27 protein-coding genes are annotated in these 25,789 nt (G+C 75.3%); 12 read left to right on the top strand and 15 right to left on the bottom strand.

The features are described from left to right. Positions 1–101 precede the first annotated feature (101 nt). Positions 102–1,538, bottom strand: coding sequence for an FAD-binding oxidoreductase (locus B8281_RS02935; RefSeq protein WP_051876444.1), 1,437 nt, complete (start codon positions 1,536–1,538; stop codon positions 102–104). A gap of 191 nt (positions 1,539–1,729) precedes the next feature. Here B8281_RS02935 and B8281_RS02930 point away from each other — a divergent pair, with 191 nt between their 5' ends. Beyond that, positions 1,730–2,191: an Lrp/AsnC family transcriptional regulator gene (locus tag B8281_RS02930; RefSeq protein WP_232322652.1), complete on the top strand. Its 462-nt coding sequence runs from the start codon at positions 1,730–1,732 to the stop codon at positions 2,189–2,191. A 12-nt stretch (positions 2,192–2,203) separates the two neighbouring features. Here the strand turns inward: B8281_RS02930 and B8281_RS02925 are convergent, their stop codons facing one another. Continuing rightward, positions 2,204–3,769 carry a class I adenylate-forming enzyme family protein gene (locus tag B8281_RS02925; RefSeq protein ID WP_085386855.1) on the bottom strand — a complete coding sequence of 522 codons (1,566 nt, stop codon included), beginning with the start codon at positions 3,767–3,769 and terminating at the stop codon, positions 2,204–2,206. Between the two features lie 139 nt (positions 3,770–3,908). On the opposite strand from B8281_RS02925, the gene B8281_RS02920 reads away from it, so the two are divergent. Continuing rightward, positions 3,909–4,589 carry a TetR/AcrR family transcriptional regulator gene (locus B8281_RS02920; protein ID WP_085386854.1) on the top strand — a complete coding sequence of 227 codons (681 nt, stop codon included), beginning with the start codon at positions 3,909–3,911 and terminating at the stop codon, positions 4,587–4,589. Between the two features lie 232 nt (positions 4,590–4,821). Further along, entirely contained in the window at positions 4,822–6,459 is a 1,638-nt protein-coding gene (locus B8281_RS02915) for an acyl-CoA dehydrogenase family protein (protein WP_198163202.1), read from the top strand. 11 nt (positions 6,460–6,470) lie between these two features. Here B8281_RS02915 and B8281_RS02910 read toward each other — a convergent pair whose 3' ends face one another. Beyond that, complete coding sequence (locus B8281_RS02910; protein ID WP_157446533.1) at positions 6,471–7,034, bottom strand: hypothetical protein; 564 nt, start codon at positions 7,032–7,034, stop codon at positions 6,471–6,473. Positions 7,035–7,096: 62 nt separating this feature from the next. Here B8281_RS02910 and B8281_RS02905 point away from each other — a divergent pair, with 62 nt between their 5' ends. Continuing rightward, positions 7,097–7,672 (top strand): DUF4240 domain-containing protein, encoded by a 576-nt coding sequence (locus B8281_RS02905; protein WP_085386852.1) that lies wholly within the window; start codon positions 7,097–7,099, stop codon positions 7,670–7,672. 37 nt (positions 7,673–7,709) lie between these two features. Here B8281_RS02905 and B8281_RS02900 read toward each other — a convergent pair whose 3' ends face one another. The 3 genes from B8281_RS02900 to B8281_RS02890 all read right to left on the bottom strand — a co-directional run bounded on the left by B8281_RS02900 (position 7,710) and on the right by B8281_RS02890 (position 11,109). Then, on the bottom strand, positions 7,710–9,095 hold the full coding sequence (locus tag B8281_RS02900; protein ID WP_085386851.1) for an FAD-binding oxidoreductase: 1,386 nt from the start codon (positions 9,093–9,095) through the stop codon (positions 7,710–7,712). Positions 9,096–9,213: 118 nt separating this feature from the next. Then, the gene (locus B8281_RS02895; protein ID WP_021482104.1) at positions 9,214–10,011 is read right to left on the bottom strand and encodes an alpha/beta hydrolase family protein; all 798 of its coding nucleotides are present in this window, start codon (positions 10,009–10,011) and stop codon (positions 9,214–9,216) included. Between the two features lie 84 nt (positions 10,012–10,095). After that, positions 10,096–11,109, bottom strand: a complete 1,014-nt coding sequence (locus tag B8281_RS02890; protein WP_085386850.1) for a 5'-3' exonuclease — start codon at positions 11,107–11,109, stop codon at positions 10,096–10,098. Between the two features lie 118 nt (positions 11,110–11,227). Here B8281_RS02890 and B8281_RS02885 point away from each other — a divergent pair, with 118 nt between their 5' ends. Then, positions 11,228–11,521: a hypothetical protein gene (locus tag B8281_RS02885; RefSeq protein ID WP_034656008.1), complete on the top strand. Its 294-nt coding sequence runs from the start codon at positions 11,228–11,230 to the stop codon at positions 11,519–11,521. Positions 11,522–11,618: 97 nt separating this feature from the next. On the opposite strand, the gene B8281_RS02880 is transcribed toward B8281_RS02885, so the two are convergent. Further along, positions 11,619–11,984: a metalloregulator ArsR/SmtB family transcription factor gene (locus B8281_RS02880; RefSeq protein ID WP_085386849.1), complete on the bottom strand. Its 366-nt coding sequence runs from the start codon at positions 11,982–11,984 to the stop codon at positions 11,619–11,621. Positions 11,985–12,067: 83 nt separating this feature from the next. On the opposite strand from B8281_RS02880, the gene B8281_RS02875 reads away from it, so the two are divergent. Beyond that, positions 12,068–13,486: an FAD-dependent oxidoreductase gene (locus B8281_RS02875; protein WP_085388576.1), complete on the top strand. Its 1,419-nt coding sequence runs from the start codon at positions 12,068–12,070 to the stop codon at positions 13,484–13,486. Positions 13,487–13,536: 50 nt separating this feature from the next. On the opposite strand, the gene B8281_RS02870 is transcribed toward B8281_RS02875, so the two are convergent. Genes B8281_RS02870 through arsB form a run of 3 tightly spaced genes read right to left on the bottom strand, consistent with a single transcriptional unit; the run spans position 13,537 to position 16,107 of the window. Next, positions 13,537–13,971 carry an arsenate reductase ArsC gene (locus B8281_RS02870; protein WP_043656420.1) on the bottom strand — a complete coding sequence of 145 codons (435 nt, stop codon included), beginning with the start codon at positions 13,969–13,971 and terminating at the stop codon, positions 13,537–13,539. Positions 13,972–13,987: 16 nt separating this feature from the next. Then, positions 13,988–15,004 carry a metalloregulator ArsR/SmtB family transcription factor gene (locus B8281_RS02865; protein ID WP_043656424.1) on the bottom strand — a complete coding sequence of 339 codons (1,017 nt, stop codon included), beginning with the start codon at positions 15,002–15,004 and terminating at the stop codon, positions 13,988–13,990. Continuing rightward, positions 15,001–16,107, bottom strand: coding sequence for an ACR3 family arsenite efflux transporter (gene arsB / locus B8281_RS02860; RefSeq protein WP_085386848.1), 1,107 nt, complete (start codon positions 16,105–16,107; stop codon positions 15,001–15,003). The genes B8281_RS02865 and arsB overlap by 4 nt, the downstream gene beginning before the upstream one ends. Positions 16,108–16,272: 165 nt before the next feature. Here arsB and B8281_RS02855 point away from each other — a divergent pair, with 165 nt between their 5' ends. Together B8281_RS02855 and B8281_RS02850 are read left to right on the top strand one after the other, a co-directional pair. Further along, positions 16,273–16,716 (top strand): acetyltransferase, encoded by a 444-nt coding sequence (locus B8281_RS02855; protein WP_232322651.1) that lies wholly within the window; start codon positions 16,273–16,275, stop codon positions 16,714–16,716. Between the two features lie 88 nt (positions 16,717–16,804). Further along, positions 16,805–17,182 (top strand): VOC family protein, encoded by a 378-nt coding sequence (locus B8281_RS02850; RefSeq protein ID WP_085386846.1) that lies wholly within the window; start codon positions 16,805–16,807, stop codon positions 17,180–17,182. Between the two features lie 8 nt (positions 17,183–17,190). Here the strand turns inward: B8281_RS02850 and B8281_RS02845 are convergent, their stop codons facing one another. The 3 genes from B8281_RS02845 to B8281_RS02835 all read right to left on the bottom strand — a co-directional run bounded on the left by B8281_RS02845 (position 17,191) and on the right by B8281_RS02835 (position 20,728). Further along, positions 17,191–17,859, bottom strand: a complete 669-nt coding sequence (locus B8281_RS02845; RefSeq protein WP_085386845.1) for a response regulator transcription factor — start codon at positions 17,857–17,859, stop codon at positions 17,191–17,193. Next, positions 17,856–19,862: a histidine kinase gene (locus tag B8281_RS02840; protein ID WP_232322650.1), complete on the bottom strand. Its 2,007-nt coding sequence runs from the start codon at positions 19,860–19,862 to the stop codon at positions 17,856–17,858. The genes B8281_RS02845 and B8281_RS02840 overlap by 4 nt, the downstream gene beginning before the upstream one ends. Positions 19,863–20,032: 170 nt before the next feature. After that, positions 20,033–20,728: a hypothetical protein gene (locus B8281_RS02835; RefSeq protein WP_085386844.1), complete on the bottom strand. Its 696-nt coding sequence runs from the start codon at positions 20,726–20,728 to the stop codon at positions 20,033–20,035. A gap of 196 nt (positions 20,729–20,924) precedes the next feature. Here B8281_RS02835 and B8281_RS02830 point away from each other — a divergent pair, with 196 nt between their 5' ends. Then, a complete protein-coding gene (locus tag B8281_RS02830) occupies positions 20,925–21,344 on the top strand; it encodes a phage holin family protein (RefSeq protein ID WP_085386843.1) in 420 nt (139 codons plus the stop codon). Positions 21,345–21,359: 15 nt separating this feature from the next. Here B8281_RS02830 and B8281_RS02825 read toward each other — a convergent pair whose 3' ends face one another. Next, on the bottom strand, positions 21,360–22,691 hold the full coding sequence (locus B8281_RS02825) for an ion channel protein (RefSeq protein ID WP_198163130.1): 1,332 nt from the start codon (positions 22,689–22,691) through the stop codon (positions 21,360–21,362). A gap of 177 nt (positions 22,692–22,868) precedes the next feature. Between B8281_RS02825 and B8281_RS02820 the strand changes: the two genes are divergently transcribed. Continuing rightward, entirely contained in the window at positions 22,869–23,366 is a 498-nt protein-coding gene (locus B8281_RS02820; RefSeq protein ID WP_043656289.1) for a DUF1269 domain-containing protein, read from the top strand. A 54-nt stretch (positions 23,367–23,420) separates the two neighbouring features. Here the strand turns inward: B8281_RS02820 and B8281_RS02815 are convergent, their stop codons facing one another. After that, the gene (locus B8281_RS02815; protein WP_232322649.1) at positions 23,421–24,710 is read right to left on the bottom strand and encodes an AI-2E family transporter; all 1,290 of its coding nucleotides are present in this window, start codon (positions 24,708–24,710) and stop codon (positions 23,421–23,423) included. Between the two features lie 136 nt (positions 24,711–24,846). Here B8281_RS02815 and B8281_RS02810 point away from each other — a divergent pair, with 136 nt between their 5' ends. Both B8281_RS02810 and B8281_RS02805 read left to right on the top strand, forming a co-directional pair. After that, complete coding sequence (locus B8281_RS02810; RefSeq protein ID WP_051028277.1) at positions 24,847–25,254, top strand: hypothetical protein; 408 nt, start codon at positions 24,847–24,849, stop codon at positions 25,252–25,254. A gap of 51 nt (positions 25,255–25,305) precedes the next feature. Continuing rightward, positions 25,306–25,788: a DUF1269 domain-containing protein gene (locus B8281_RS02805; RefSeq protein WP_021479816.1), complete on the top strand. Its 483-nt coding sequence runs from the start codon at positions 25,306–25,308 to the stop codon at positions 25,786–25,788. Position 25,789: the final 1 nt, after the last annotated feature.

Genomic DNA, 25,789 nt, shown 5'->3' with positions numbered 1-25,789 from the left:
TCTTTCGGCCGGGCTCGGCCGGGCTCGGCCAGCCGCGAGCCGCGAGCCGGGGGCCGGGGACCGGGGGCCGGGAGCCGTCCGAGGGCGCCCGGCCGCCGGGCTCAGCGCAGCGGGTCGAAAGCCCGGATCTCCTCGGGGGTCTCGCCGGTCGTCACGAGGTGGGCGAGCGCCCGGCCGGTCGCGGGCCCGAGCACCATGCCCCACATGCCGTGGCCGCCCGCGACGTAGACGCCGCGCGTGCGCGTCGCGCCGACGAGCGGCAGGCCGTCGGGCGTGACGGGGCGCGAGCCGACCCACTCGTCGTGCCGGTCGTCGAGGTCGACGCCCTGGAACAGGTGCCGTACGGACGCGAGGATCGCGTCGATCCGCCGAGGCTGGAGCGGCTCGTCCGGGCCGCGGAACTCCATGGTCCCCGCGATGCGGAACCGGCCCTGGTAGGGCGTGCACGCGACGCGGCGCGCGGGCAGGTAGATCGGCGTCTCGACGGGCTCGTCGGTCTTCACGGTGAACGAGTAGCCGCGTCCGGCCTGCACGCGCGTGCGCACGCCGAGCGGCGCCGCGAGCGAGGGCAGCCACGCGCCGGTCGCGAGCACGACGGCGTCGCCGCGCAGCACGACGCCCTCCTCGCGGTCGGCGGGGGAGCCGGCCCGGCGCGGCGCCCCGGCGTCCGGTCCGATGCCGTCGGTCACCCCGGACCCGTCGCCCGCCCCGGCGCCCACGAGGGTGGGGTGCCGGGCGGCGTCGGGGTGCACGGCGCGTGCGAAGACGCACGCGCCGAGGCGGCCGGGTTCGACGTCGAGCACGTCGAGGCCGGTGAGGATGGTGCCGCCGCGGGCGCGCACGGAGTCGGCGAGCGCGTGGACGTACGGTCCGGGCTCGAGGAAGCGCTGGCCCTCGAGGGCGTAGACGGTGGAGACGCGGTCGGTGAGCTGGTGGGCGCGCTCCCCGGCCTCGACGCGCCGGACGGGGACGGTCTGCCCGGCGGCGGCGACGTGCTCGAGCTCGCGCAGGAAGGGCCGGGCCTCGCGCACGTGCTCGAACGCGACGGTGAACGGGCCGGGCGTCGTGCCGGCCTCGACGCCGTGGCCGAGGCTGCCGCCCGCGGCCAGCTCGTCGAACGCGTCGAGCGCGACGCGGTCGATCGGGGTGAGGGCCGCCATCGCGCGGTCCCAGCGGGCCTGCGTCGCGTGCGCCATGAAGCGCGCGAAGAACGTCCACAGGCGCGGGTCGAACCGCAGCGGGACGTGCAGGGGAGCGGCCGGGTCGAGGAGGGCGCGCGGCCCGTACGTCCACAGGGACGGGTCGGCGAGCGGCATCGCCATGCCGGGGGTGAGCCACCCGGCGTTGCCCCACGAGGAGCCCGCGGCGACGCCCTCGCGGTCGACGACGGTCACCTCGACGCCTTGCTCCTGGAGATGCCACGCGGTCGCGAGCCCCACCATGCCGGCGCCGACGACGACGGCCGTGCGAGGGGCGCGGCCGGGGGGTGCCGACCGGGCGTCGCGGGAACGGGGACGGGGACGAGAGGTCGTGCTCACGCCGGGCTCCTTCGACCGACGCCCGCCCCGCGGGTGGCGAGGCGGGCGCGTGGCTGGTGTGCGGCGGGATGGTGCCGCACGACTCACAGCGTGGTGGATCCTTCGGCGTGCGGCAAGATGTGCCGAAGGATCATCGTCCCGGGCTGCTGCCGCCGCCGCGACGTTCGCCCGCTGACCAGGGGAGGCCCACCGTGCCGAAGGATCTTCGACCGTCCGCGCTGGACGACGTCGACCGCCGCATCCTCGACGTCCTCGCGACCGACGCGCGCGCCACGAACGCGGCGGTCGCTGCCCGCGTCGGCATCGCCGCCTCGACGTGCCACGCGCGCGTCCGGGCCCTCGTGGACCGCGGCGTGATCCGAGGCTTCCGGGCCGACGTCGACCCCTCGGCGCTCGGCCGGGGGCTCGAGGCGCTCATCGCGATCCGCCTCCAGGCCGGGGCGCGCAAGGGCCTGGAGGCGTTCCGCGACTACCTGCTGACGCTGCCCGACGTCGAGGGCGTCTTCTTCGTCACGGGCGACCGCGACTTCCTGCTGCACGTCGCGGTCGCCGACTCGGACGCGCTGCGCGACCTGGTGTCCCGGACGCTCAGCGTGCGCCCCGAGGTGGCCGGGACGAGCACGACGGTGATCTTCGAGCACGCGCGCCCCTGAGGCTCCCCGGACTCACGCCACCGTCGTCCCCTCCCGCGCGCGCGACCGCAGGACGTGCTTGGTGAGCTTGCCGGAGGGGTTCCGGGGGAGCTCGGTCACGAGCGCGACGTCGCGCGGCACCTTGTAGCGCGCGAGCCGGTCGGCGAGGAAGGCGCGCAGCGAGTCGAGCGTCGGCTCGGCGCCGGGCGCGGGGACGACGAACGCGACGACCGTCTCGCCCCAGTCGGCGTGCGGCCGCCCGACGACGGCGACGTCCGCGACCTCCGGGGAACCGCGCAGCGCCTCCTCGACCTCCTGGGAGTAGACGTTCTCGCCGCCCGTGATGATGACGTCCTTGAGCCGGTCGACGATGAACAGGTACCCGTCCTCGTCGACGCGCACGACGTCGCCGGTGCGGTACCAGTCGCCGACCAGCACGGCCTCGGTCGCCTCCGGGTCGTCGAGGTAGCCGACCATCCGGGTGTCCGACCGCAGCCAGATCTCCCCGGTCCCGCCCGGGCCGACGTCGTCCCCGTCGAGGTCCACGACCCGCACGTCGACGCCGGGCATGCCCGCGTGCCCGATCGAGCCCGCCTTGCGCTCCTGGTCGGCCGGGCCGAGCGCGGTGCCGACCGGCCCCATCTCGCTCATGCCGTAGACCTGGTGCAGCTCGCCCGGGTAGGCGGCGCGGATCGCCCGCACGGTGTCGGCGCCGACGGGCGCGCCGCCGGCGAGCCACAGCCGCGCGCTCGACAGGTCGAACGTCGACAGGTCGATGCCCTGCGCGGCGGCGACCTGGAGCGGCGCGACGTACGCGATGGGCGCGCCGAAGAACGCGGTCGTGCGCTCGGCCTCGACCGTCCGCAGCATCTCGATCGGGTGGTACTCGCGCAGCAGCACGGTCGTCCCGCCGAGGAACACCATCGACAGGAACCAGTTGTTGAGCGGCGAGGCGTGCCAGATCGGCATCGCGAGGAGGAAGCGGTCGTCCGCGCGCAGCCCGACGGCTGCCGTCGTGTAGGCCGCGACCGAGCTCAGCCCGCGGTGGGTGTGCTCGCAGCCCTTGGGGGCCGCCGTCGTGCCGGACGTGTAGAGCACCTGGGCGATGGTGTCCTGGTCGGGCGGCACGCCGTCCCACGGCTCGGCGGCCGCGACGAGCGCGTCGAAGTCGTCGTGCCCCGGCGTCCTCTCCGCACCTCCCGCGTCCTGCCCGACGGCGTCCGCCTCCGTCCACAGCCAGCGCACCGCGGGCGCGGCGGCGGTCGCGACGGGGGCCAGGCTCGCGTCCGCGACGCCCAGCACGGCGCCGCTGTGGGCGACGAGCCGCGCGACCTCGGGCGCCTGGAGCTTGTGGTTGACGGGGACGAGCACGGCGCCCGCGCGCCACAGGCCGAACGCCGCGACGACGAACCCCGGCGTGTTGTAGGTCATGACCGTGACGCGGTCGCCGGGGCGCACGCCGGCGTCCCGGAAGACGGCCGCGGCGCGGCGCGCGGCCGCGTCGAGCTCGGCGTACGTGAGCCGGCGCTCGCCCAGCACGAGCGCCTCCTTGGTCGGGACCTTGCGTGCCGTGCTCTCGAGCATGCTGCCCAGGTGCATGTCGTCCTCCTCGACGTCGTGCGCGGCGTCGTCCTCGACGCCTCCGGCCCGGCGGCCGGTACCGCGATGAATTGAAGCATGCTTCAATTCTTCGTGGAAGCCGCCCCGAGGCGGTTCACCCGACGACGACGGAGGACCCGTGCCCTACCGCGAGACCCCGGCGACGCGCGCCGCCCGCGAGCGCAAGCGCGACGCCCTGCTCGACGCAGCGCGGACGATCGTCGCCGAGCACGGGTTCGCCGGCGCGAGCGTGCAGGCGCTCGCGGCGCGCGCCGGGGTGAGCACCGGCGGCGTCTACTCCTACTTCCCGACGAAAGCCGACCTGCTCGTCGCGGTGTTCCGCCAGGCGGCCGACGTCGAGCTCGACGCGGTGCGCGCGGCCGCCGCCTCGCGCCCGGACGACCCGCCCGGCGGCGGCACCGCGGAGCGCCTCGGCCGCGCCGTCGATACGTTCGCGCGGCGCGCGCTGCGCGGCCCGACGCTCGCGTGGGCGCTCCTGCTCGAGCCCGTCGACCCGGCCGTCGACGCCGCGCGCCTCGAGTACCGCCGCGCGTACGCGACGACGTTCGCGGACGTCGTGCGCGACGGCGTCGCGGCGGGCGAGATCCCCGACCAGGACGTCGCGGTCGTCGCGACCGCGCTCGTCGGGGCGATCGGCGAGTCGCTCACCGGCCCGCTGTCGCCGCTCGCCGCGGTCCGCGACGGCGGGTCCACGGGCCCGGCGCCGACCCCCGGCGAGCGGGACGCCGTCGTCGCCACGATCCAGCGCTTCTGCCTGGGTGCCGTCGGCGCGCGGGCGGTGGCGCCTGCCCCCGCCTGACCATCCCGCCCGGACCACGCACCCGAACCACCCGCCCGACCCGCCCGTCCGGGCCGCACCCGAGCACCGCCGCACCGACCCCGAGCCACCCGCAGAGCCGCAGGAGGACACCGTGACCCCGACCGACACCCGCAGCGACACCCCCACCTGGACCGCCGGCACCACCGGGACCGCAGGCGTCACCGACGCCGCGACCGCCGTCGCGCACCCGGTACCCCGCACGACCCACCGCGTGACCAACCAGCCGCCGGAGCGCGAGGGGGTCAACGAGTACCTCGACCACCCCGTGCTGCGCGAGGCGGTGCACGCGTACGGCGGGGCGTGGGGCGAGGACCGGCTCGTCGAGGTCGGCGCGCTCGTCGGGACGGGGGACTTCCAGCGCGCGGCCGAGCTCGCGAACGTCCACGAGCCCGTGCTGCGCACGCACGACCGCCGGGGCCACCGCATCGACGAGGTGGAGTACCACCCGGCGTACCACGAGGTGATCGGGGCGGCCGTCGCGCACGGCGCGCACACGAGCGCGTGGGCGGAGCCAGGGCCGGGCGCGAACGTGGTGCGGGGCGCAGTGTTCTCGCTGTTCGCGCAGGTCGAGCCGGGCCACGCGTGCCCGGTCTCCATGACGCACGCGGCCGTGCCCTCGCTGCGGCACGCGCCGTCGCTCGCCGCGGCGTGGGAGCCGCGCCTGCTCTCCCGCGGGTACGACGGCGCCCTCGCGGCCCCGGGCAGCAAGCCCGGCGTGCTCGTCGGCATGGCGATGACGGAGAAGCAGGGCGGCTCGGACGTGCGCGCGAACGCGACGACGGCCGTGCCCGCCGGGGCCGACGGCGCCTACCTGCTGACCGGGCACAAGTGGTTCTGCTCGGCGCCGATGTCCGACGCGTTCCTCGTGCTCGCGCAGGTGCCGGGCGCACCCGGTGAGGGGGCGCCGTCGTGCTTCCTCGTGCCGCGCGTGCTGGAGGACGGCACGCGCAACGTCTTTCGCATCCAGCGCCTCAAGGAGAAGCTGGGCAACCGGTCGAACGCGTCGTCGGAGATCGAGCTCGACGGCACTGTCGGGTTCCTCGTCGGGGAGCCCGGGCGCGGCGTGCGGACGATCATCGAGATGGTGTCGCGCACGCGGCTCGACTGCGTGCACGGCTCGGCCGCGGGCATGCGCCAGGCGGTCACCGAGGCGCTGTGGCACGCGCGGCACCGCAGCGCGTTCGGCGCGGCGCTCGTGGACCAGCCCGCGATGACCGCGGTGCTCGCCGACCTCGCGCTCGAGTCCGAGGCCGCGACGCTCACGTCGGTGCGCCTCGCCGCCGCGCACGACGGCGAGTCCGAGCACGACCGCGCGTTCCGCCGCCTCGCGACGGCCGTGAGCAAGTACTGGGTGTGCAAGCGCGGGCCGCACCACGCGTACGAGGCGATGGAGTGCCTGGGCGGCAACGGGTACACGGAGGCGTTCCCGCTCGCCCGTCGCTACCGCGAGCAGCCGGTCATGGCGATCTGGGAGGGGTCGGGCAACGTCATCGCGCTCGACGTGCTCCGCGCCATGGGCCGCGAGCCCGCGTCCGTCGCGGCGTTCGAGGCGGAGCTCGCCACGACGGCGGGCGCGCACCCCGTCCTCGACGCGCACGTCGCGCGCACGCGCCGTCTGCTCGCGGAGGTCGCGGGGGCCGACGCCGGGGCGCAGCAGGCGCAGGCGCGTCGCGTCGTGGAGTCGCTCGCCCTAGCCCTCCAGGCGTCGCTCGTGGTGCGGCACGCGCCGTCGGGCACGGCCGACGCGTTCGTCGCCGCGCGGCTCGGCGAGGACCGCGGCCACGGGTACGGCGTCCTGCCCCGCGGCACCGACGCGCACGCGATCCTCGCGCGGCACGCCGGGACGTGAGCTGGAGGGGGTCAGTCGCGCGTCACGTCGACGGTGAAGTGCACGCCGACCGTGAACCCGTGACCGTCCCCGCCGTCGAGGACGATCTCGTGCCGCCCGGGCGCGAGCGGGGAGATCTCCGCCCACACGCCCCACACGGACAGGGGGACGGTACGTCGCGTCCGGGTGACCGGGTTGAGCAAGACGCCCCGGACGTCGAAGGGTGACGGCGTCCCGGTGGGCGTCGTGGGACGGGCCTCACCGTCCACGGTCACGGTGCCGTAGGCGTCCGGCAGGTCGTCCCGGCCCAGCACGTCGCTCGACCACAGGCAGAACGCCGGCCCGAAGAGAGGCGTCCGCGCGGGCACGGTGATGTGGCGGCGCTCCTCGCCGCCCGTCGTCCCCGCGAGGAACCAGACGTCGGCCGGTTGGTTCCGGGCAGCGTCCTCGCCGGTCGGATCGGCGAGGGGAGTTCGCCAAGGCCCCGCCGCCGCGGCCCACCGCACCCAGCGTGCGGCCATGCCCTCGGTCGACGTCGGAGGGAACGGGAGGGGAAGGTCCGCGCCTCGACCCGACCCTGAGGTGCTCGTCGTCATGAGCCGAGGGTAGGGGATGGGCCGGGACGGGCCTGTGGGTGCCTCGCCGTACCGTCCGCGCCATGGACCGAGAGACCTTCTGGGGCATCGTCGAGACGGCACGCGAGCGGGCGGGCGCGGGTGCCGACGACCGCGGTGCCGAGGACGACCCGCTGCCCGGCGCCCTCACCGACCTCCTCGTGGAGCGGCTGACCGCCGACGAGATGCTGGCGTTCGTCGACGTGGCGGGAGCCGTGGCGAACGACGCCTACGCCTGGCCGGTGTGGGGTGCGGCCTACCTCGTCGAGGGCGGGTGCAGCGACGACGGGTTCAGGGACTTCCGCGACGGGCTCGTCCTCGCCGGCCGGGCGGTGCTCGAGCGCACCCTGGCCGACCCGGACACGCTCGCCGACCACCCCGTCGTCGCCGCGATGGCCGACGGCGGGTCGCCCTGGTTCGGGTTCGAGTCGCTGGACTCGCTCGTGGGGGACGCGTGGTCCCGCGCGAGCGGCGAGGACGACGAGGCGTACTACGCGGCGCGCGAGCGGACGTCGTCGGTGCGGGCGCGCAACGAGCCCGCCGGCGAGCAGTGGGACTTCGACGACGACGAGGAGAACGCGCGCCGCCTCCCGCGGCTCACCGCCCTGTTCGCCGTGTGAGGGCGGTCCGCCCCCGGGGAACCGGGGGCGGACCGGGTCACACGCGCCAGGCGAACAGGCCCGTCGGGTCGTACGCCGCGCGCACCGACGCGAGGCGCGCGGAGGTCTCGGGCGACCACGCCCGGGCGAGCGCGTCGTCCGTCCAGGGCCCGGGCAGGAAGTTGATGTTCGTCTCCGTCGCGGCCCACGGCTGCGACCACTGCGCGAGAGAGGCCGCGGCGGCGACCATGTCCGGCAGCCGCGGCGGGTTGACGCCCACGAGGCTCAGCAGGAACCCGGCGGTGCGGCCGCCCGCGGCGGACCCGCCCTCGACGTCACGTGCCCCGGCGCCACCGACGTGCCGCAGCTCGGCCGCGACGAACGGCGACCCGCTGCCCGGCCCGAGCTCGGCGAGGAACCGGTCGAGGAAATCCCCGTCGACCTCCCGCAGGCCCGCGCCGTAGACCCATGACGGCCCGGCGTCCTCCGGGTCCGCGTGGATCGTCGCGACGGCCGTCACGGGCAGCTCGCCCACCGTGTCGGCGAGGGCGGGCGCGAGCGCCCGCAGCGGCGCGGCGAGGCGCTCGCCCTCCGCGGGGTCGCCCGGGTAGGCGAAGCGCAGGGCGAGCACCGTGCGGCCGCGCAGGTGCTCCGGGACGAACGGCAGGTCCGGGAGGGCGAGCACCGCGACCGAGGTCGTGACGTCGTCGGGCGCGGTCGCGGTCCATGCCGCCCAGCCGCGCAGGACGTCCTCGACGTGCGGGGCGTCGAACGTGAGCGACCCCGCGTACAGCGTGCGCAGCGGCACGAGCTCGAGGTCGAGCCGCGTCACGACACCGAGCCCGCCCTTGCCGCCGCGCAGCGCCCAGAACAGGTCCGGCTCGCTGTCCGGGCCCGCCTCGACGACCGACCCGTCGGCGAGCACGACCCGGAAGCCGCGCACCCGGTCCGACGTCAGGCCGTGGCTGCGCGTCAGGGGCCCGTACCCACCGCCGAGCGTGTACCCGACGACCCCGACGGACGTCGACGAGCCGGTGACGGGCGCGAGCCCGTGCTCCGCCGCCGCGTCGACGACCGCGCTCCAGCGCGTCCCGGCACCGATGTGCGCGACGCGCGACGCCGGGTCGACCTCGACGCCCGCGAGGCCGCTCGTCCCGAGGACGACGCCGTCCGTGATCGGCGACGACTGGCCGTGGCCCGTCGCGTGCGACCGCACGCGCAGCCCGTGGTGGGCCGCGAACCGTACGGCCTCCACGACGTCGGCCTCCGTCTCCGCGAGCACCGCGACGTCGGGGTCGTGCGCGACGAGCGTGCTGTGCGCGGCGACGGCCTCCGCGGCGGTCGGGCCGCCGTCGGGCAGGTCGCCCCGCGCGAGGACGCGACCCGTGACGCGGTCCCGCAGCGCGGCGACGTCGGTGGGCGAGAGCGTGGTGGAGGCGGTCATGGTGCTGGTCCCCTTCGTCGGTGTGCGCGCTGCACGGCCGGAGGTGCGGTCAGGTCACCTGGACGACGACGCGCGGGCACGGTCTGTGACATGCCCGAGGGGTAGGGAGGGCGCCGCGTCAGGTTCGTGGCGTCCCGGCCAGCGGCAGCCAGTCGAGGACGTCCTGGATGGTGCGGTCCCAGAAGCCCCACTCGTGCGTCCCGGGCGAGAACTCCGACCGCAGCGCCACGCCGGACTCATCGGCCACCCGCTCGAACGCCCGGTTGCCGTCGACGAGGAAGTCCTCCGTCCCGCACGCGAGGAACAGCTCGGGGAGGTCGGCCGTGCGGCCCTCGGCCGCGGCGCGCCGCAGCAGGGCGAGCAGGTCGTCGTCCGACCCGGCGATCTCGCGGTCGCCGAACACGCGCTCGATGTCCGGCAGACGCCGCTCGCGGTACGACTCGTCGGCGAGGTCGAGCACCCCGGACAGGCTCGCCGCCGCCGCGAACCGCTCGGGGTGCCGCAGGGCCCAGCGGAACGCGCCGTACCCGCCCATCGACAGCCCCGCGACGAACGTGTCCTCGCGGCGCGTCGACACGCGGAAGAACTGGTCGACGAGGCTCGGCAGCTCCTCGGACAGGAACGTCCAGTAGCGGTGCCCGTGCACCTCGTCGGCGTAGAAGCTGCGCTCCACGCGCGGCATGACGACGGCCAGCCCGCGGTCGGCGACGTACCGCTCGATCGACGTCCGGCGCGTCCAGATCGTCTCGTCGTCGCTCATGCCGTGGAGCAGGTAGAGCACCGGGGCGCCCTCGGCGCGGGCGCTCGCCGACCCGGCCATGCCGATCTGGGTCGTCGTGGCCTGGGGGAGCACGACGGTCATCGACGTGCTCACCTCGAGCACGTCGGAGTAGAAGCTGCAGCGGACGAGAGCCACGGGTCGCCTCCCGGCGGGGTCGGACGGGCCGCCGGCGGTCCGCGGCGGCGGACCCAGTCTGCCCTCCGGACGGGCAGCGGCCGCTCAGCCGCGCAGCGCGTCCAGGAGGCGCTGCACGGACGACCCCAGACCCCAGCGCTCGCCGAGCTCGGCGAGCGCGTCCGGGTCGGCCGGGGCCGTGGGCAGCGCGTCGTCGACGTCGTCGAGCGGGGCGTCCGGCGCGACGCGCACGACGAGCGGGGCGACCTCCAGGTACGGGGCCGCCTCGGTCAGCCGACGGCGCTGGGTCGCCGTCAGTCCCGCGTCGCCCGCGTCGCGCGCCGCGAGCACGCCCGCGAGGTCGCCGTACCTCTCGAGGAGCGCGACCGCCGTCTTCTCACCGATGCCGGGAACGCCCGGCAGGCCGTCGCTCGGGTCGCCGCGCAGCACCGCCATGTCCGCGTAGGCCGCGCCCGTCGCGACGCCGTACCGCTCGCGCAGGCGCGCCTGGTCGACGACGTCGAGGTTCTTCACGCCCTTCGTCGGGTAGAGCACGCGCACGCCCGCGGCGTCGTCCACGAGCTGGAACAGGTCGCGGTCGCCCGTGACGACCTCGACCGCCGCCCGCCCCGAAGGGTCCGGCGCGGCGCCCGCCGCCGCGCGGCGTGCGACCTCGCGCGCGGTGAGCGTGCCGATGACGTCGTCCGCCTCGTAGCCCGCCGCCCCGACGCGCGCGATCCCCAGCGCCGCGAGCACGTCGACGATCACCGGCACCTGGGCGACGAGCTTCTCGGGGACCTCCTCCACGCCCGTCGTGCCCGGGACGAGCTCCGCGACGCGGTGCGCCTTGTACGACGGGATGGCCTCGACCCGGAAGGCCGGCCGCCAGTCCTCGTCCCAGCACGCGACGAGGCGCGTCGGACGACGGTCGGTGACGAGCGTCGCGATCATGTCGAGGAGGCCGCGCACCGCGTTGACGGGCGTGCCGTCCGGCGCCTTGATCGAGTCCGGCACCCCGAAGAACGCCCGGAAGTACAGGCTCGCGGTGTCGAGGAGCAGGAGCTCCCCGCCCGGCGCGGTGCTGGTCGAGGGGGCGTCGTCGTCCGTGCTCGGGCTCATGGCCTCATCCTGCCGCACCCCACCGACGCGCCGCCCGTGGGCGCGGTGCGGCACGCCGCCGACCCTGCTGTCGCCGTCCCTCCCCGTGCGCGGTTCACTGGTGCCGGAGGTGAGCGTCATGTCCACGACGACACGACGGGGTGCCGGTGCGGTCCTGGCTCTCGCGGTGCTCCTGCTCCTGGGAGCCTGCGCGGCCGGGCCGAACCTGGAGGCGAACCCCGGCGGCTACGGCTTCTGGTGGGGTCTGTGGCAGGGGACGATCCTGCCGGTCACGTTCATCGTGTCCCTCTTCACGGACACGGTGAGCATCTACGAGGTCGACAACAACGGGAACTGGTACGACGTCGGGTTCGTCCTGGGCATCGCGCTCTTCTCGGGGCCCGTCGTCGCGCTGCGCGGGCGACGGTCCTGACGGGTGGCGGTCAGCCCTCGACCGGCTGCGGGCCGACGTCCTCACGCCGCCAGCGCACGGTCCGCAGGACGACGGGAGTGCGCGGCGAGAGCGGCGCTCAGCTCCCCGCGGTCTCCGTGAGCGACCGTGCGACGCGGGCGAGGGCGCCCGGGACGAGCGAGTAGTACGCCCAGCGGCCGCGCTGCTCGCGGGTCAGCAGGCCGGCGTCGACCAGGATCTTGAGGTGGTGGCTGACGGTCGGCTGGGAGAGCCCGACCGGCCCGGTGAGGTCGCACACGCACGCCTCTTGCCCCTCCTGGGCAGCGACGATCGCGAGGAGCTGGACCCGCGTCGGGTCCGCCAGGGCCTTGAAGGTGCGCGCGAGCTCGCGCGCAGCATCGGGGTCTGCCGCCCCGGTGGCGGCCGGGCCGCAGCAGCCGGGTGCGCCGCGCGGGGGCGCCGGGGGCAGCGTGGCCGTCGTCATGCGGCCATCCTGCCACACATTGACACTCATCGATGGGTGGTCCACGATGCTCGCATCGATAACCTTCAATACGAGGAGTGCTCATGGTCGAGGTGGGGCGGGACGAGCTCCCGGTCGTGGTGATCGGTGCAGGTCCGGTGGGTCTGGCCGCGGCGGCGCACCTGCTGGAGCGCGGGCTGGAGACGATCGTGCTCGAGGCCGGCGACGGGCCGGGTGCGGCCGTGGCGTCGTGGGGCCACGTGCGGTTGTTCTCGCCGTGGCGCTACGACGTCGACGCCGCCGCGCGGCGCCTGCTGGAGGCGACGGGGTGGGTGGAGCCGGATCCGGACGCGCTGCCCACCGGCGGGGAGCTCGTGGGGCGCTACCTGGCTCCGCTGGCCGCGACGCCGCAGATCGCGCCCCGACTGCGTACCGGCACGCGAGTGGTGTCGGTCGCCCGCGACGGTGCGGACAAGACACGCTCCCTCGGCCGGGAGCGGCGCGGGTACCGGGTGCGGACGGTGGACGTCGGCGGCACGGTGACCGACGTGCTGGCCCGCGCGGTGATCGACGCGTCGGGGACGTTCTCGACGTCGAACCCGCTGGGGGTCTCGGGTCTTCCGGCCGTGGGCGAGCAGGAGTCGGCGGCGTTCGTCACCGGACCTCTCCCGGACGTGCTCGGCACCCGGCGCGACCGGTTCGCGGGCAGGGACACCCTCGTCGTCGGGATGGGCCACTCCGCGGCGAACACGCTCCTGAACCTCGTCGAGCTCTCCGAGTCCGAGCCGGGCACCACGATCACGTGGGCGATCCGCGGTGGTTCCGCGCGTCGCCTCTTCGGCGGTGGAGCCGACGACGAGCTCCCCGCGCGAGGCCTGCTCGGCACGCGCCTGCGGGCCGCCGTGGAGGCTGGGCGGCTGACGCTGCTCACGCGCGTCTCGATCGAGCGGCTCGTCCCCGGTGCCGGAACCGTCCAGGTGCTGGGGACCGTGCGCGACGGGGCGCTGAGCCTCGAGGTGCACCAGATCGTCGACGCGACCGGCTTCCGGCCGGACCTGGACATGCTGCGCGAGGTGCGCCTCGACCTGGACCCGGTCGTGGAGGCACCTGCGGCGCTCGCTCCGCTCATCGACCCGAACCAGCACTCCTGCGGCACCGTGCCGCCGCACGGCGAGCAGGTGCTGTCCCACCCGGACGACGGGTTCTACCTCGCAGGCATGAAGTCCTACGGGCGTGCGCCGACGTTCCTGCTCGCCACGGGCTACGAGCAGGTGCGCTCGATCGCGGCGGCGCTGGCAGGGGACCGGGCTGCGGCCGACGCGGTCGAGCTGGCCCTTCCCGCGACCGGGGTCTGCTCGACCGACCTCGCTCTGGAGGCGGACGGCGCGGGGGCGAGCGGGTCGTGCTGCGGCACCGCGCCGGCGGCGCCGCAGCCGGTCACCCTCGGGGTCGGGGCACCGGCCGGGGTCGGGTTCGCGACCGGCGTCGTGCACGGCCGCTCGGGCGACGCAGACCACCCGTGAGCGACAGGCCTCGCGTCGCTCCTGTGCGGGACCGGCGCTCGGCCGACCCCTCAGCTCTGCGAGAGGCGGACCGGGGCGACACCGAGCTCGTCGAGCAGGGTCAGCACGCGCCTGCGGATCTCGTCGCGGATCGGGCGCACGGACTCGATGTTCTGCCCGGCGGGGTCGGCCAGGGCCCAGTCCTCGTAGCGCTTGCCGGGGAAGATCGGGCACGCGTCGCCGCAGCCCATGGTGATCACGACGTCGGACGCCTGGACCGCGTCCGTCGTGAGGACCTTGGGCTGCTCGGCGCGGAGGTCGATGCCCTCCTCGAGCATGGCCTCGACGGCGACGGGGTTGACCTGGTCGGCCGGGGCGGACCCGGCAGAGCGGACCTCCACGGCGCCGCCGGACAGGGCGCGCAGGTACCCGGCGGCCATCTGGGAGCGGCCGGCGTTGTGGACGCAGACGAACAGGGCGGACGGCTTCGAAGCGGTGTCGGTCATGGTGGTCTCCGGTGGCTCAGGGTGCGGGCAGGTCGAGGTCGGGCAGGAGCTCGGCGAGCAGTGCGCGCACGCGGGTGTCGAGCTCGTCGCGGATCGCGGCGACCCCGGCCGGGGAGGCCAGGGCCGGGTCGCCCACGAGCCAGTCCTCGTACCGGGTGTTGGGCAGGACCGGGCACACGTCGCCGCAGCCCATCGTGATCACGACGTCGGCTGCGCGGACCGCGTCGTCGGTCAACGGCTTGGGGTAGGCCTCGCCCTCGGTGGTGCCGAACGCGGCGAGCTCGGGTCGCACGGCGGGGTGCACGTCCGATGCCGGCGTCGAGCCGGCCGAGCGCACGACGACCCGGTCGCCGGCGTAGCGGCGGACCAGGGCGGCGGCGAGCTGGGAGCGCCCGGCGTTGGCGACGCAGACGAACAGCACCTGCGGGCGTGCGCCGGCCTCGCGGGTGAGGTCGGCCAGGCGCTGGCGGGCGAACCGGTCGGTCAGGGTGAGCAGGTGCGCGGACACCGTGGCCGAGCGGGCCAGCGCCGTGTAGGACTCGCGCACGGTGGCCAGCACCACGCCCGCCGCGAGGTCGGGGTGGCGGGCGGTGAGGTCGGTCGCGAGGTGGTCGAGGGCGGCATCGACGTCCTGCAGGCCCGTGAGCTCGTGCGGGGCGACGAGCGCCTCGAGCGCGGCCGGGGCGAACGACTCCAGCAGGGTGGACACCGCGGCCTTGTACCCGGGCGTGATGCGGTACCAGACCCAGGTGCCGCGCCGCTCCGAGGCCAGCACGCCGACGTCGCGCAGCACCTTCAGGTGGTGCGACACGGTCGGCTGGGACACGTCCGTCAGGGCGGCGAGGTCGCACACGCACGCCTCCCCGGTCGGCGAGGTCGCCACGAACGACAGCATCCGCAGCCGCAGCGGCTCGGCGAGGGCCTTGAGCGCGACCGCGACCGCGCCCGCGACCTCGGCCCCGATCGCGTGCGCGTCGACCTGCGGCGTGCAGTCGGGGTCACGGACGGTCAAGGGCAGGCTGCGAGCGGTCATGACCGCACCTCTTCCGGCTCGGGTGCCCGATCCGCCGCGGCGTAGGGGTCGACGGCGAACCAGCGGCGCGCGACCCACAGCGAGACGTAGACGAGACCGACCAGGACGGGGACCTCGATGAGCGGGCCGACGACGCCCGCCAGGGCCTGTCCCGAGGTGGCGCCGAAGGTGCCGATCGCGACGGCGATCGCGAGCTCGAAGTTGTTGCCCGCCGCGGTGAACGCCAGCGTCGTGGTGCGCGCGTACCCCAGGCGCAGGGCCTTGCCGGTCACGACCCCGATGCCCCACATGACGGCGAAGTACACCAGGAGCGGCAGCGCGATGCGGGCGACGTCGAGCGGGTGGGAGGTGACGGCCTCGCCCTGCAGGGCGAACAGCAGCACGATCGTGAACAGCAGCCCGTACAACGCCCAGGGTCCGATCACCGGGAGGAACCGGTCCTCGTACCAGGCGCGGCCCTGGGCGCGCTCCCCGACCAGACGCGAGGCGAACCCGGCGGCCAGCGGGACGCCGAGGAACACGAGCACGTTGAGCGCGATCTGCCCCACCGACACGTCCAGGCCCTGGGTGTCCAGGCCCAGCCACGCGGGCAGCACCGTGAGGTAGAAGTAGCCGAGCAACGAGAAGGCGACGACCTGGAACACGGAGTTGATCGCGACCAGCACCGCCGCGGCCTCCCGGTCCCCGCACGCCAGGTCGTTCCAGATCACGACCATGGCGATGCACCGGGCCAGACCGACGACGATCAGCCCGGTGCGGTACTCGGGCAGGTCCGGCAGGAAGGCCCACGCCAGGGCGAACATCAGCGCCGGCCCGATCAACCAGTTCAGGACCAGCGAGGACGCCAGGAGCCGCTTGTCACCGGTGACCGCACCCACCCGCTCGTAGCGGACCTTGGCCAGCACCGGGTACATCATCACCAGCAGGCCGACGGCGATCGGGAGGGAGATCCCGCCGACCTCCAGCGCGGCGAGCGCGTCGGACACGGCGGGGACGAACCTGCCGAGGGCCAGGCCGACGAGCATCGCCAGCCCGATCCACAGCGGCAGCCACCGGTCGAGCGCCGACAGCCGCGCCCGCGGTGCCGTGCCGGGGGTGCTCACGGGAGTGCCGGACCGTCGGGGGCAGCGATCCGGAGGCACCGTGGTTGCATCGACATGCTTCTATATTGACAGGTCTCGATGCAGGTGCCAAGCGTCCCTCCTGCGCGGGAGCGGCTCGCTCAGTTCTCGGAGCACCCTGCGCCGTGGCACTGGCATGCTCGTGCCGTGACCGACCACGTCCTCCGCCCCGCCCGCCCCGACGACACGGACGCGCTGGTCGGCGTCTGGCGGCGCGCCGTCGAGGCGACCCACGACTTCCTCGGACCCGACGACGTGCGCGAGCTCGAGACCGCGGTGCGGGACGAGTACCTGGGCGCCGTCGACCTGACGGTCGCGGAGGTCGACGGCCGGGTGGTCGGGTTCGTCGGGACCGTCGGGCACCGGGTCGAGATGCTGTTCGTGGACCCCGCGCTGCACGGGCGCGGGACCGGCCGCGCGCTGCTCGATGCGGTCGGGCGCGGCCTCCCGGTCGTCGAGCTCGACGTCAACGAGCAGAACCCGGGCGCGCTGGCCTTCTACCGGGCGCTCGGGTTCGAGGTCACCGGGAGGTCCGAGACGGACGACCAGGGGCGCCCGTTCCCGCTGCTGCACCTGCGTCGCGAGGCCTGACGCCGTCGCGCGACCGATGAGCCCGCGGGCCGCGGACGGTCGACCCTGGGGAGAGCGGGCACCGGCCCGCGCGACCCCAGGAGGAGACATGCTCGACACGGCGTTCAGCGGGTTCTCGGTCGACGACGTCGACGCGGCGCGGCGGTTCTACGCCGACGACCTCGGCCTCACCGTCAGCGGGGACGACATGCTCTGGCTCGAGATCGGCGGCGGTGCGCGCGTGCTCGTCTACCCGAAGGGCGACGCCCACACCCCGGCGTCGTTCACGGTGCTGAACTTCCCGGTCGCCGACGTGCCGGGCACGGTCGCCGCGCTCCGCGAGCGCGGCGTGCCGTTCGAGCGCTACGCGGGCACGCCCGTCGAGACGGACGACGACTTCGTCTTCCGCGGCGGCGGCCCGCTCATCGCGTGGTTCACCGACCCGGCGGGCAACGTGCTGTCGGTCATCCAGGACGACGAGGCCTGACCTCAGCGTCAGCCGCCGCCCAGCCCCTCCTCGCGTGCCCGCACGATCGCGGCGGCGCGGTCCCGGACGGCGAGTTTGGCGAGGACGTTCGCGACGTGGTTGCGCACGGTCTTGGGACTGAGCACGAGCCGCCGGGAGATCGACGCGTTGTCGAGCCCGGCGGCGACGAGGTCGAGCACCTCGCGCTCGCGGTCGGTGAGCTGCGGGAACGGCGCGCGCACGGCCGAGCGCCCGCCCACGACGTACGCCATCGCCCGGTCCGCGACGGAGGGGGAGAGGATCATCGCGCCGTCGGCCACCGCGCGGACGGCTCGCTCGACCTCCGCCGGGCTCGCGGACTTCACGAGGAACCCGCGCGCCCCGGCGCGCACGGCCGCGACGACGGCGTCCTCGTCCTCGTGCATCGTCACGACGAGCACGCGCGCGGCGGGGTCCGCGCGCACGAGGTCGCGCGTCACGTCCACGCCCGACCCGTCGCCGAGGTCGAGGTCCAGGAGCACGACGTCGGCCCGCGCGCCGGCGCCCCCGGTGCCACCGGGGCCGAGACCGAGCAGCGCGCGCGCCTCCGTCGCCGACGCCGCGCTCCCGACGACGCGCACGCCGTCGAACGAGTCCAGCAGCGCGGCCATGCCGAGCCGGAACACCGGGTGGTCGTCGACGACCGCGACCCGGATCACGACGCCGCCCCGCGCGCGAGCGCCCCGGCCGGGACCAGCGGGAGCGTGGCGCGCACGCGCGTGCCCGGGCGCTCGCCGTCGGGCCGCACCGCGGCGACCTCGAGCCGGCCGCCGAGCTCGTCGGCCCGCTCGCGCAGCGACCGGGAGCCGACGCCGGCCACCGCGTCCGGCGCGACGCCCCGGCCGTCGTCCTCGCACGTGACGACGAGCGCGCCGTCCCCGAGCCGGACCGTCAGGCGGCACTCCTGCGCCCCGGAGTGCCGGGCGGCGTTGACGACGCTCTCGCTCGCGATCGCGTACGCGGCCGCGGCGACGCGCGGGTCGAGGCCCCCGCACGGGTCGCAGCGCACGTCCACGACGAACCCGCCGAGCGCCTGCCGCCCCGCGAGCTCGCCGAGCGCGACCTCGAGACCGTGCTCGTCGAGCGACGGCGGCAGGAGGCTGCGGGACAGCGCCCGCACGTCCTCGACGCGCTGCGCCACCTCGACCCCCAGGGCGTCCAGCACCGCGGCCGCGGCCTCGGGGTCGGTCCGCAGCGTGTTCCGCGCGCCCTGGAGCCCGAGGCGCAGGCCCACGAGCCACGGCCCGACGCCGTCGTGCAGCTCCCGGCGGATCACGCGCCGCTCGGCGAGGCGCGCGCGGGTCGTGGCGTCGCGCGCCTCCTCGAGCTCGTGCGCGCCCCGCGCGAGCGCGAGACCGGCGCCGAGCACGGGCAGGAGCTGCTCGAGCGCGTCGCGCGTCCGGGCGTCGAGCCGCTCGCCGGCCCGCGCGACGACGTAGACCCGGCCGAGCACCCGACCGCCGTGCTCGACGGGGAGCGTGACGGCGTCCCCCGCCGGGTGGCCGTCCGGGCCCGCCCAGGGCGCCGGGCCCGCGGGGCTGCCGGACGCCGTCGGGCCGGGTGCGGACCGCTCGATCGTCACGTTCTCCAGGCGCAGCGCCTCGCGCACGCCGACGGCGAGGCTCACGACGAGGTCGTCGGCCGTCGACGCGGACGACAGGTGGCGGCCGACGCTCAGCGCCGCCCGGCCCGGGTCGTTCCCCTCCCCGTAGACGAGCGTGCGCACGCGGTGCCGCAGCCACGTGTGCAGGGGCTGCACCGCGAGCGCGACCCCGACGGCCGCGACGACCTGCGCGGCGGGGCCGTCGACGACGGTCGTCGCGAGCACGACCACCACCGCGTAGACGACGGCGAGACCGACCGCGAGCATCGCGGCGACGGTCGCGCGCGACAGCACGAGGTCGATGCCCCACAGCCGGTTGCGCAGCACGCACACGAGGATCGCGGCGGGGAACAGCGCCTGGCACGCGAGGTGCGTGAGGGGGAGCGCGAGGAGCACGTCCGGGTCGGCCCACGTGCCGAGCAGCGGGAGGAACGACAGCGCCATGAGCGCGGTCCCGAGCGCGAGGAGGCCCAGCCCGCGGCGCTCCTCCGCCGGCCCGCGGAATCGGCGCCACGCCGTCGCGCCCGCGGTGACGAGCCCCATGACGACGACGCCGCCGATCGCGGGGCGCGGATCGTCGGACGGGGCGAGGAGGAAGAACGCGACGGCCGCGACGCCGCCCGCGACCCCGCACCACGCGCCCGCGCCGAGCCGCCGGCCGCGCACGAACCACGGCACGAGGACGAAGAGCCCGACCGTCCCCGGCACCCACGCCCACCCGTAGGCGTCCGCGAGCGGCGTGAGCGGGGGCAGGCCGGGGTGGGTCGACGCGTAGCTGCGCCACCCGCCGCCCAGGGCCGCGACCCCGCCGCCGATCGCGGCCAGCGCCACGAGCCACCCGACGACGTGCGGCCGCCGCACGAGGACCACCGCAGCCACCGTGCCGTAGACGAGCGCGACCGTCGCGTCCACGACGACGAACAGCAGGTCGCCCAGCAGGAGCGGCACGCCGGACGTGAGCTGGAGCGCGAGTGCGGACACGCCGAGCACCCAGGCGAGGACGCCGATCGTCCAGCCCGTGCGGGGCATCCCGGCGCGGCCGGGCCCGGGCTCGGCCACGGGCCCACGGTAGGGCCGCGGCACGCGCGGCGAGAAGGGGCCGGGCGGGAGATCACCCGGCCGCGGATGACGGCGAGATCGGCGGTCCCGTGCCGGATCGGCGGTCCAGACCGCCGATCCCGACCGGACCCGCCGATCTCGTCGCGCGTCGCCGATCTCGCGCGTCGCGCTCAGCGCCGGTCCCCGAGGGCGAAGCCGAGCGCGGTGACGAGGAGCCAGATCGGGCCGACGAACCCCGCCATGTACTGCAGCGGCGACACGCCCGTGAAGAGCGCGAGTCCGCCGAGCACGAACCCGACGACGCCGAGCCAGCGCGGTGCGGCCGCGTGCCGCAGCGCCGCGACGCCGAGCGCGACGCCCGCGACGCCCGCGCCGACCCACAGCCACGGGATCGTCGCGACCCAGTCGCTGTAGAACGCGCCCGACTCCGGGACGATGAGCGCCGTGTCGCCGAGGCCGAAGAGGAACTGCGTGTCGAGGCCCGAGCCCAGCAGCCCGGCGACGGAGACGAGCACGAGGCCCCAGCCCGCGACCGTCGGGAGGATCGACCCGGCGGGCGCCTGCCCGTCGAGCCGCCGCTTGAGCCCGGCGGCGAAGACGAGCACGAGCAGCGCGCACGCGATCGTCGCGGTGTGGAACACGATCTGCGTGCCCGTGCGGCCGGAGAGGTCGGCGACGATCGCCTCCGCGTCGCCCGCGGTCTCCTCCCAGCTGACGCCGAGCGCCATCGAGGACTGGATCGAGACGAGGCCGAGGACGCCGGCGACGACCCCGGTCCAGGCCCACGCGCGGGGCGTCGTGCCGCGGGTGCGGCGGGGCGTGCCGTCGGCGACCGCCGACGGCGTGGTGAGCGAGCTGTCCTGCATGGGACGACCTTCCGTTCGGGGCCGCGTCCCGCGGCCGGGGTCCGTCGCGCGGGGCGACGGCTCCCGCAGCGTCGGCCGGGCGATGTCCCGGGCCCCAGGGGCAGGTGTCCCGAGCTCTCGGGCAGGTCGCCCGGGGCGGGCCTCCCGCGCCGCACCAGCGGTTGCGGAACCTCTCGCGCGGCGGGACGGTTGCGGCATGATCCGGTTCCTGCTGAGCTTCGCGATCAACGTGGTCCTCGCCGCCGTGGGCCTCCTCGTCGCCGCGAACGTCTTCGACGGCGTCACGGTGCACGCCTCCGGGTTCACGGTCGCCGTCCTCGTGTTCGCGGTGGCCCAGGGGGTGCTCGCGCCCTTCGTGTTCAACGTCGCGCGCAAGTACGCGTCCGCGGTGCTCGGCGGCATCGGTCTCGTGTCGACGTTCCTCGCGCTCTGGATCGCGACGCTCGTGGGCGACGGCCTGGAGATCTCCGGCGTCTCCACGTGGATCGGGGTGACGGTCGTCGTCTGGCTGATCAGCGCGCTCGGCGGCTGGCTCCTCGGGTGGCTCGTCCTCACCCGCTGGTGGGACCGCCGCCAGGAGGACAAGCGGATCCGCGAGGCGACGACCCGCGGCTGACGACGCCGGCGGCGGTCACCGCGCCCTGCGGTCGCCGTCCCCGGTCGTCGTCGGGTCGGCCGCCGGGGCGAGCGCGGGGAACTCGGGGGTGCCCGGGGGGACCTCCACACGCAGGGGCCGCATCGAGCGGGCGACGAGCCACAGCGGCAGGACGGCCACGCAGAGCACCGGGAGCAGGTGGACGTCGCCGACCGTCACGGCCGCCATGAAGAGCGCGAGCCAGCCGTCGCGCGCCACGACGAGGACGGCGCCCAGCACGCCGGCGGAGACGGCGATCGCGGGCGGGACGGCGGGCACGAGGGACGACGCCGAGAGGCCCAGCGCGACGCCGATGAACACCGCCGGGAAGATGCGGCCGCCGCGGAACCCGGCGGCCGCCGCGACGACGAGGGCCGCGACCTTGACGACGGCCATGAGCAGGATCGTGGACCAGGCGAACGTGTCGGCCTGCTGCGCGAGCTCCTTCATCTCGTCGAGGCCCTTGAACAGCGTGAGCGGCCCGCCGAGGACCCCGAGGAGCCCGAGGGCGAGCCCGCCGGCGCCGAGCGCCAGCACGGGGCTGCGCAGGCGGTGGAACAGCGCGTGCACGACCGGGAGGGCGACCACCGCGAGCGCCGTGACGAGGGCGGCGGCGGCGCCGATCAGGACGCTGCTCGCGACGTCGCCGAGGGCCGGACCGGGGTAGTCGGGCAGGTCGACGGAGAACGTCGGGGCCCCGACCGCCGTCATGGTGACGGCGCCTGCCCCGGCCGCGGCCAGCGGCGCGAACAGCCGGTCGAAGAGGGGACCGCTCTGCCCGCCGCGCTCCGCGAAGCTCTCCGTGAGGACGAGCGCGGCGGCGACGGGGGTGGCGAACATCGCGCCGATGGTCCCGGCCAGCGCCAGACCGACGGCACCCGCGACGGGCACGCCGAACCGCGGGCGGCAGAGGAACCACGCGGCGAGCGCGACGTTGAGGGCGATGATCGGGTTCTCGGGCCCGAGGCTCACCCCGCCGGCGAGGCCGAGGACGAGGGCGAGCGCGAGACCGGGCAGGGCGCGCAGGGGGAGCGGCTCGGAGACGAGCTCCGTCGTCGCCGGGTCGATGCCGGCGTGCCCCGGGGCCCACCGGACCGTGACGCCCACGAGCAGCCCGGTGACGGTGAGCACGAGGACGGTCCACCACGTGCGTGTGCTCGCGATCCCCCACGCCTCCGGCAGCCGGTCCCACACGAGGTGCTGGATCCACGTCGCGAGCTCGGAGAGCGCGAGCAGCGTCAGGGCGCTGACGACCCCGACGACGAGGGCCGGCACCACGGACCGCAGGAGGCGACCCGACGTCGTGGCGGCTGCCGGCGCGTCGGACACACGGGAAGAGAACCACGCACCCGACCGCACCGCATCCGGAGCCGCGGCGCCGCGCCCCGGCCCCCGTGGGGTCCTCGCGCTCGCCGCGCGCGACCCGGGAGGCGGGGATACGTTCGACGTGTCACGGGGCGCGACGGCGCGCCCCCGCCGAACGAACGATCCGGATCGAGGTCTGACGTGGCAACGCTCACCGTGTGGAAGTTCGACACCCCCGAGGGCGCCCAGCGCGCCGAGGACGCGCTCCTCGCCCTCCAGAAGCAGGAGCTCATCCAGGTGCAGGACGCGGCCACCGTGTCCTGGGAGGAGGGCAAGAAGAAGCCGAAGACCCGCCAGGGGAACAACACGACCGCCGTCGGGGCGCTCGGCGGCACGTTCTGGGGCCTGCTGTTCGGGCTCCTGTTCTTCGTCCCGCTCCTCGGCGCGGCGATCGGCGCGGCGTCCGGAGCCATCGCCGGCGCGCTGACGGACGTCGGCATCGACGACGACTTCATCGACTCCGTGCGCAGCAAGGTCACCCCGGGCACGTCCGCGCTGTTCGTCCTCACGTCGGGCGCTGTCGTCGACCGCGTGCACGAGGCGCTGCAGGCCGAGGGGATCCACGGCGAGCTCGTGCAGACGAACCTCTCCGCCGACGAGGAGGCCAAGCTCCGCGCGGCCTTCGACGAGAACGCCTGAGCGCTCCCCGGCCCGCGAGCCCGCGCCGTTCCCCCCGGGAGCGGAGCGCCGCGCTCAGTCGATGCCCTCGGCGCGCCGCTCGTCGACCGTGCGCTCGGCCTCGAGGTTCGCCTCGCGGTTGCGGCGTCGGCGGCGGGCGGTGCGACCCTCGTCGTCCTTGCCCTTCCCGTCTCCCCTCCCGCTGCCCTTGCCCTTGCCTGGCGTGTGGCCCTCGGAGTCCGGGTCGTGGAGCATGTGCGACTCGATGAGCTCGTGCCGCTGGAGGTAGGTGTTCCCGACAGCCTGGATCGTCGCGGCGATGGGCAGGGCGAGGAACGCGCCCAGCGCGCCGAACACCGCACCGAACGCGAGCACGACGACGAAGCTCACCGCCGGGTTCATCTCCAGCGCCCGGGCGGAGACCTTGGGGGAGAAGTACAGGTTCTCGAGCTGCTGGTAGCCGATGATGAACGCGAGCACGCCCAGGGCCTGCGGCAGCCCTTGCGACGTGAGCGCGACGGCGACGGGCAGCGCGCCGCCGATGTAGGTCCCGATCGTGGGCACGAACTGCGAGACGACGCCCGTGAACACCGCGAGCGGCAGGGCGTACGGCGTCTGGAGGATCAGCAGGAAGACGAACGTGAACACGCTCGACAGCGCGGCGAGCACGATGCGCGAGTTGATGAAGTCCGACACCTTGACCTGGGTGATCTCCCAGAGGCGCAGCACCTCCTCCTGCCGGTTCGGCGTGAGCCAGCGGCACACGGCCGCGCGGAACCGCGGTCCCGCCGCGAGGAGGTAGTAGGTGACGAGGAGGATCGTCAGGCTCGCGAAGACGCCGCCGACGATCGTCGTCGTCACGACGATGGCGCCGGACGCGACGTCGTCGCCGAAGTCGTTGATGACCTGCTTGAGGAGGTCGTCGGAGTCCGGGATGACGACGTCGAAGCGGTCCGCGACGAAGTCCTGGACGCTCGCGTACAGGGCGGGGATCGACTGGACGAGCTGCCCGAGCTGCTGGACGAACAGGTTCCCGAACAGGGCGAGCACGACGAGGATCCCGACGAGCGACCCCAGGAGCGCGACGGCGGCGGCCGCGCCGCGCCGCCAGCCGTGCCGCACGAGCCAAACGACGATCGGTTCGAGCGCGAGCGCGACGAAGAACGCGATGAGGATGTTGACGCCCAACGCCTTGAGCTGACCGAGGGCGTACCAGGCGAAGACGCCGACGAACACCGCGACGACGGCCATCGCGAGCGCGCGGGGCACCCAGCGCGGCGGCCGCCGCGAGTCGTGCTGGACCGGGCGCGTGCCGGCGTCCGGGACGCCCGACCACGGGTCGTCGGTGGAGGGCGGCGTCGTCATGGCCACGAACCTAGCGGCGCCGCCGGATCGCGGTCCCGGGACGCGCCGACCTTCCGGATGCCGAACCGGGCGGCCGGTGCCACGATCGATCCGCACGCTCGTCCGGTCGGGGCTCCACGGTTCTCAGGAGGATGGCATGGCACGCTCGTCACAGGTGACGGCATGGGTCGGCTGGGTGTGGTTCGCCGGCATCGTGCTCGTCACGATCGGCTTCTTCAACGCCATCAGCGGCCTGGTCGCCGTGTTCTCCCCGAACAGCCTCGTCGGCGTCTCCGACGCGGGCATCGTCGTCCTCGACGTGTCGACGTGGGGCTGGATCCACCTCGTCATCGGGGTGCTGCTCGTCCTCACCGGCTTCGCGCTGCTGTCCGGCAAGGGCTGGGCGCGCATGGTCGCGATCGTGCTCGTCGTCATCAACGCGATCGCACAGTTCACGACCCTGCAGGTCACGCCGTGGTGGTCGCTCGTCACCATCGTGCTCGACGTCTTCGTCCTGTGGGCGCTCGTCGTGCACGGCGACGAGGCCGAGCGCGCCGCACGCTGAACGTGCGGGGCGCGGGCCGGCGACCGATCGGCTGAGAGAACGGAGAGAGCGATGGCCACCTTCACCGTCTGGAAGTTCGACTCCCCCGAGGGCGCGGACGCGGCGTCCCGGATCCTGCACGACTCGGCGTCCGAGCACGCCGTCAAGATCGTCGACACCGCCGTCGTGTCATGGCCCGAGGGCGCGGCCAAGCCGACGACGCGCCACGGCCACCAGGACGAGTGGCGCGGCACGGGCTGGGGCGCCTTCTGGGGCCTGCTGCTCGGGTCGCTGTTCTTCGCGCCCGTGCTGGGCGCCGCGGCCGGGGCGGCGATCGGCGCGTCGACGAAGGCGATGGAGGCCGTGGGGATCGACAAGGACCAGCTCGACCGCATCCGCGAGGGCGTGACGCCGGGGACGTCGGCGCTGTTCGTCGTCACCGAGGACGGCGACCTCGACCGCGTCGGCGAGCGGTTCCACGGGGTCCACGGCACGCTCGTCGCGACGAACCTCACGGACGCCGAGCGGAGCACGCTCCTCGAGACGTTCGGCTGAC

The sequence above is a fragment of the Cellulosimicrobium sp. TH-20 genome (assembly GCF_002105775.1).
GTDB lineage: Bacteria > Actinomycetota > Actinomycetes > Actinomycetales > Cellulomonadaceae > Cellulosimicrobium > Cellulosimicrobium funkei.
Note: the sequence above shows the minus strand (reverse complement) of the source record. Positions and strands in the feature narration are given on the sequence as shown.

Coding starts and splice junctions, on each gene's coding strand:
- B8281_RS02875 (WP_085388576.1), top strand. CDS start 12,068: ATGGTCGAGGTGGGGCGGGACGAGCTCCCGGTCGTGGTGATCGGTGCA.
- B8281_RS02910 (WP_157446533.1), bottom strand. CDS start 7,034: ATGACGACGAGCACCTCAGGGTCGGGTCGAGGCGCGGACCTTCCCCTC.
- B8281_RS02805 (WP_021479816.1), top strand. CDS start 25,306: ATGGCCACCTTCACCGTCTGGAAGTTCGACTCCCCCGAGGGCGCGGAC.
- B8281_RS02865 (WP_043656424.1), bottom strand. CDS start 15,004: ATGACCGCTCGCAGCCTGCCCTTGACCGTCCGTGACCCCGACTGCACG.
- B8281_RS02880 (WP_085386849.1), bottom strand. CDS start 11,984: ATGACGACGGCCACGCTGCCCCCGGCGCCCCCGCGCGGCGCACCCGGC.
- B8281_RS02850 (WP_085386846.1), top strand. CDS start 16,805: ATGCTCGACACGGCGTTCAGCGGGTTCTCGGTCGACGACGTCGACGCG.
- B8281_RS02900 (WP_085386851.1), bottom strand. CDS start 9,095: ATGACCGCCTCCACCACGCTCTCGCCCACCGACGTCGCCGCGCTGCGG.
- B8281_RS02835 (WP_085386844.1), bottom strand. CDS start 20,728: ATGCAGGACAGCTCGCTCACCACGCCGTCGGCGGTCGCCGACGGCACG.
- B8281_RS02905 (WP_085386852.1), top strand. CDS start 7,097: ATGGACCGAGAGACCTTCTGGGGCATCGTCGAGACGGCACGCGAGCGG.
- B8281_RS02830 (WP_085386843.1), top strand. CDS start 20,925: ATGATCCGGTTCCTGCTGAGCTTCGCGATCAACGTGGTCCTCGCCGCC.
- B8281_RS02925 (WP_085386855.1), bottom strand. CDS start 3,769: ATGCACCTGGGCAGCATGCTCGAGAGCACGGCACGCAAGGTCCCGACC.
- B8281_RS02810 (WP_051028277.1), top strand. CDS start 24,847: ATGGCACGCTCGTCACAGGTGACGGCATGGGTCGGCTGGGTGTGGTTC.
- B8281_RS02870 (WP_043656420.1), bottom strand. CDS start 13,971: ATGACCGACACCGCTTCGAAGCCGTCCGCCCTGTTCGTCTGCGTCCAC.
- B8281_RS02890 (WP_085386850.1), bottom strand. CDS start 11,109: ATGAGCCCGAGCACGGACGACGACGCCCCCTCGACCAGCACCGCGCCG.
- B8281_RS02885 (WP_034656008.1), top strand. CDS start 11,228: ATGTCCACGACGACACGACGGGGTGCCGGTGCGGTCCTGGCTCTCGCG.
- B8281_RS02815 (WP_232322649.1), bottom strand. CDS start 24,710: ATGACGACGCCGCCCTCCACCGACGACCCGTGGTCGGGCGTCCCGGAC.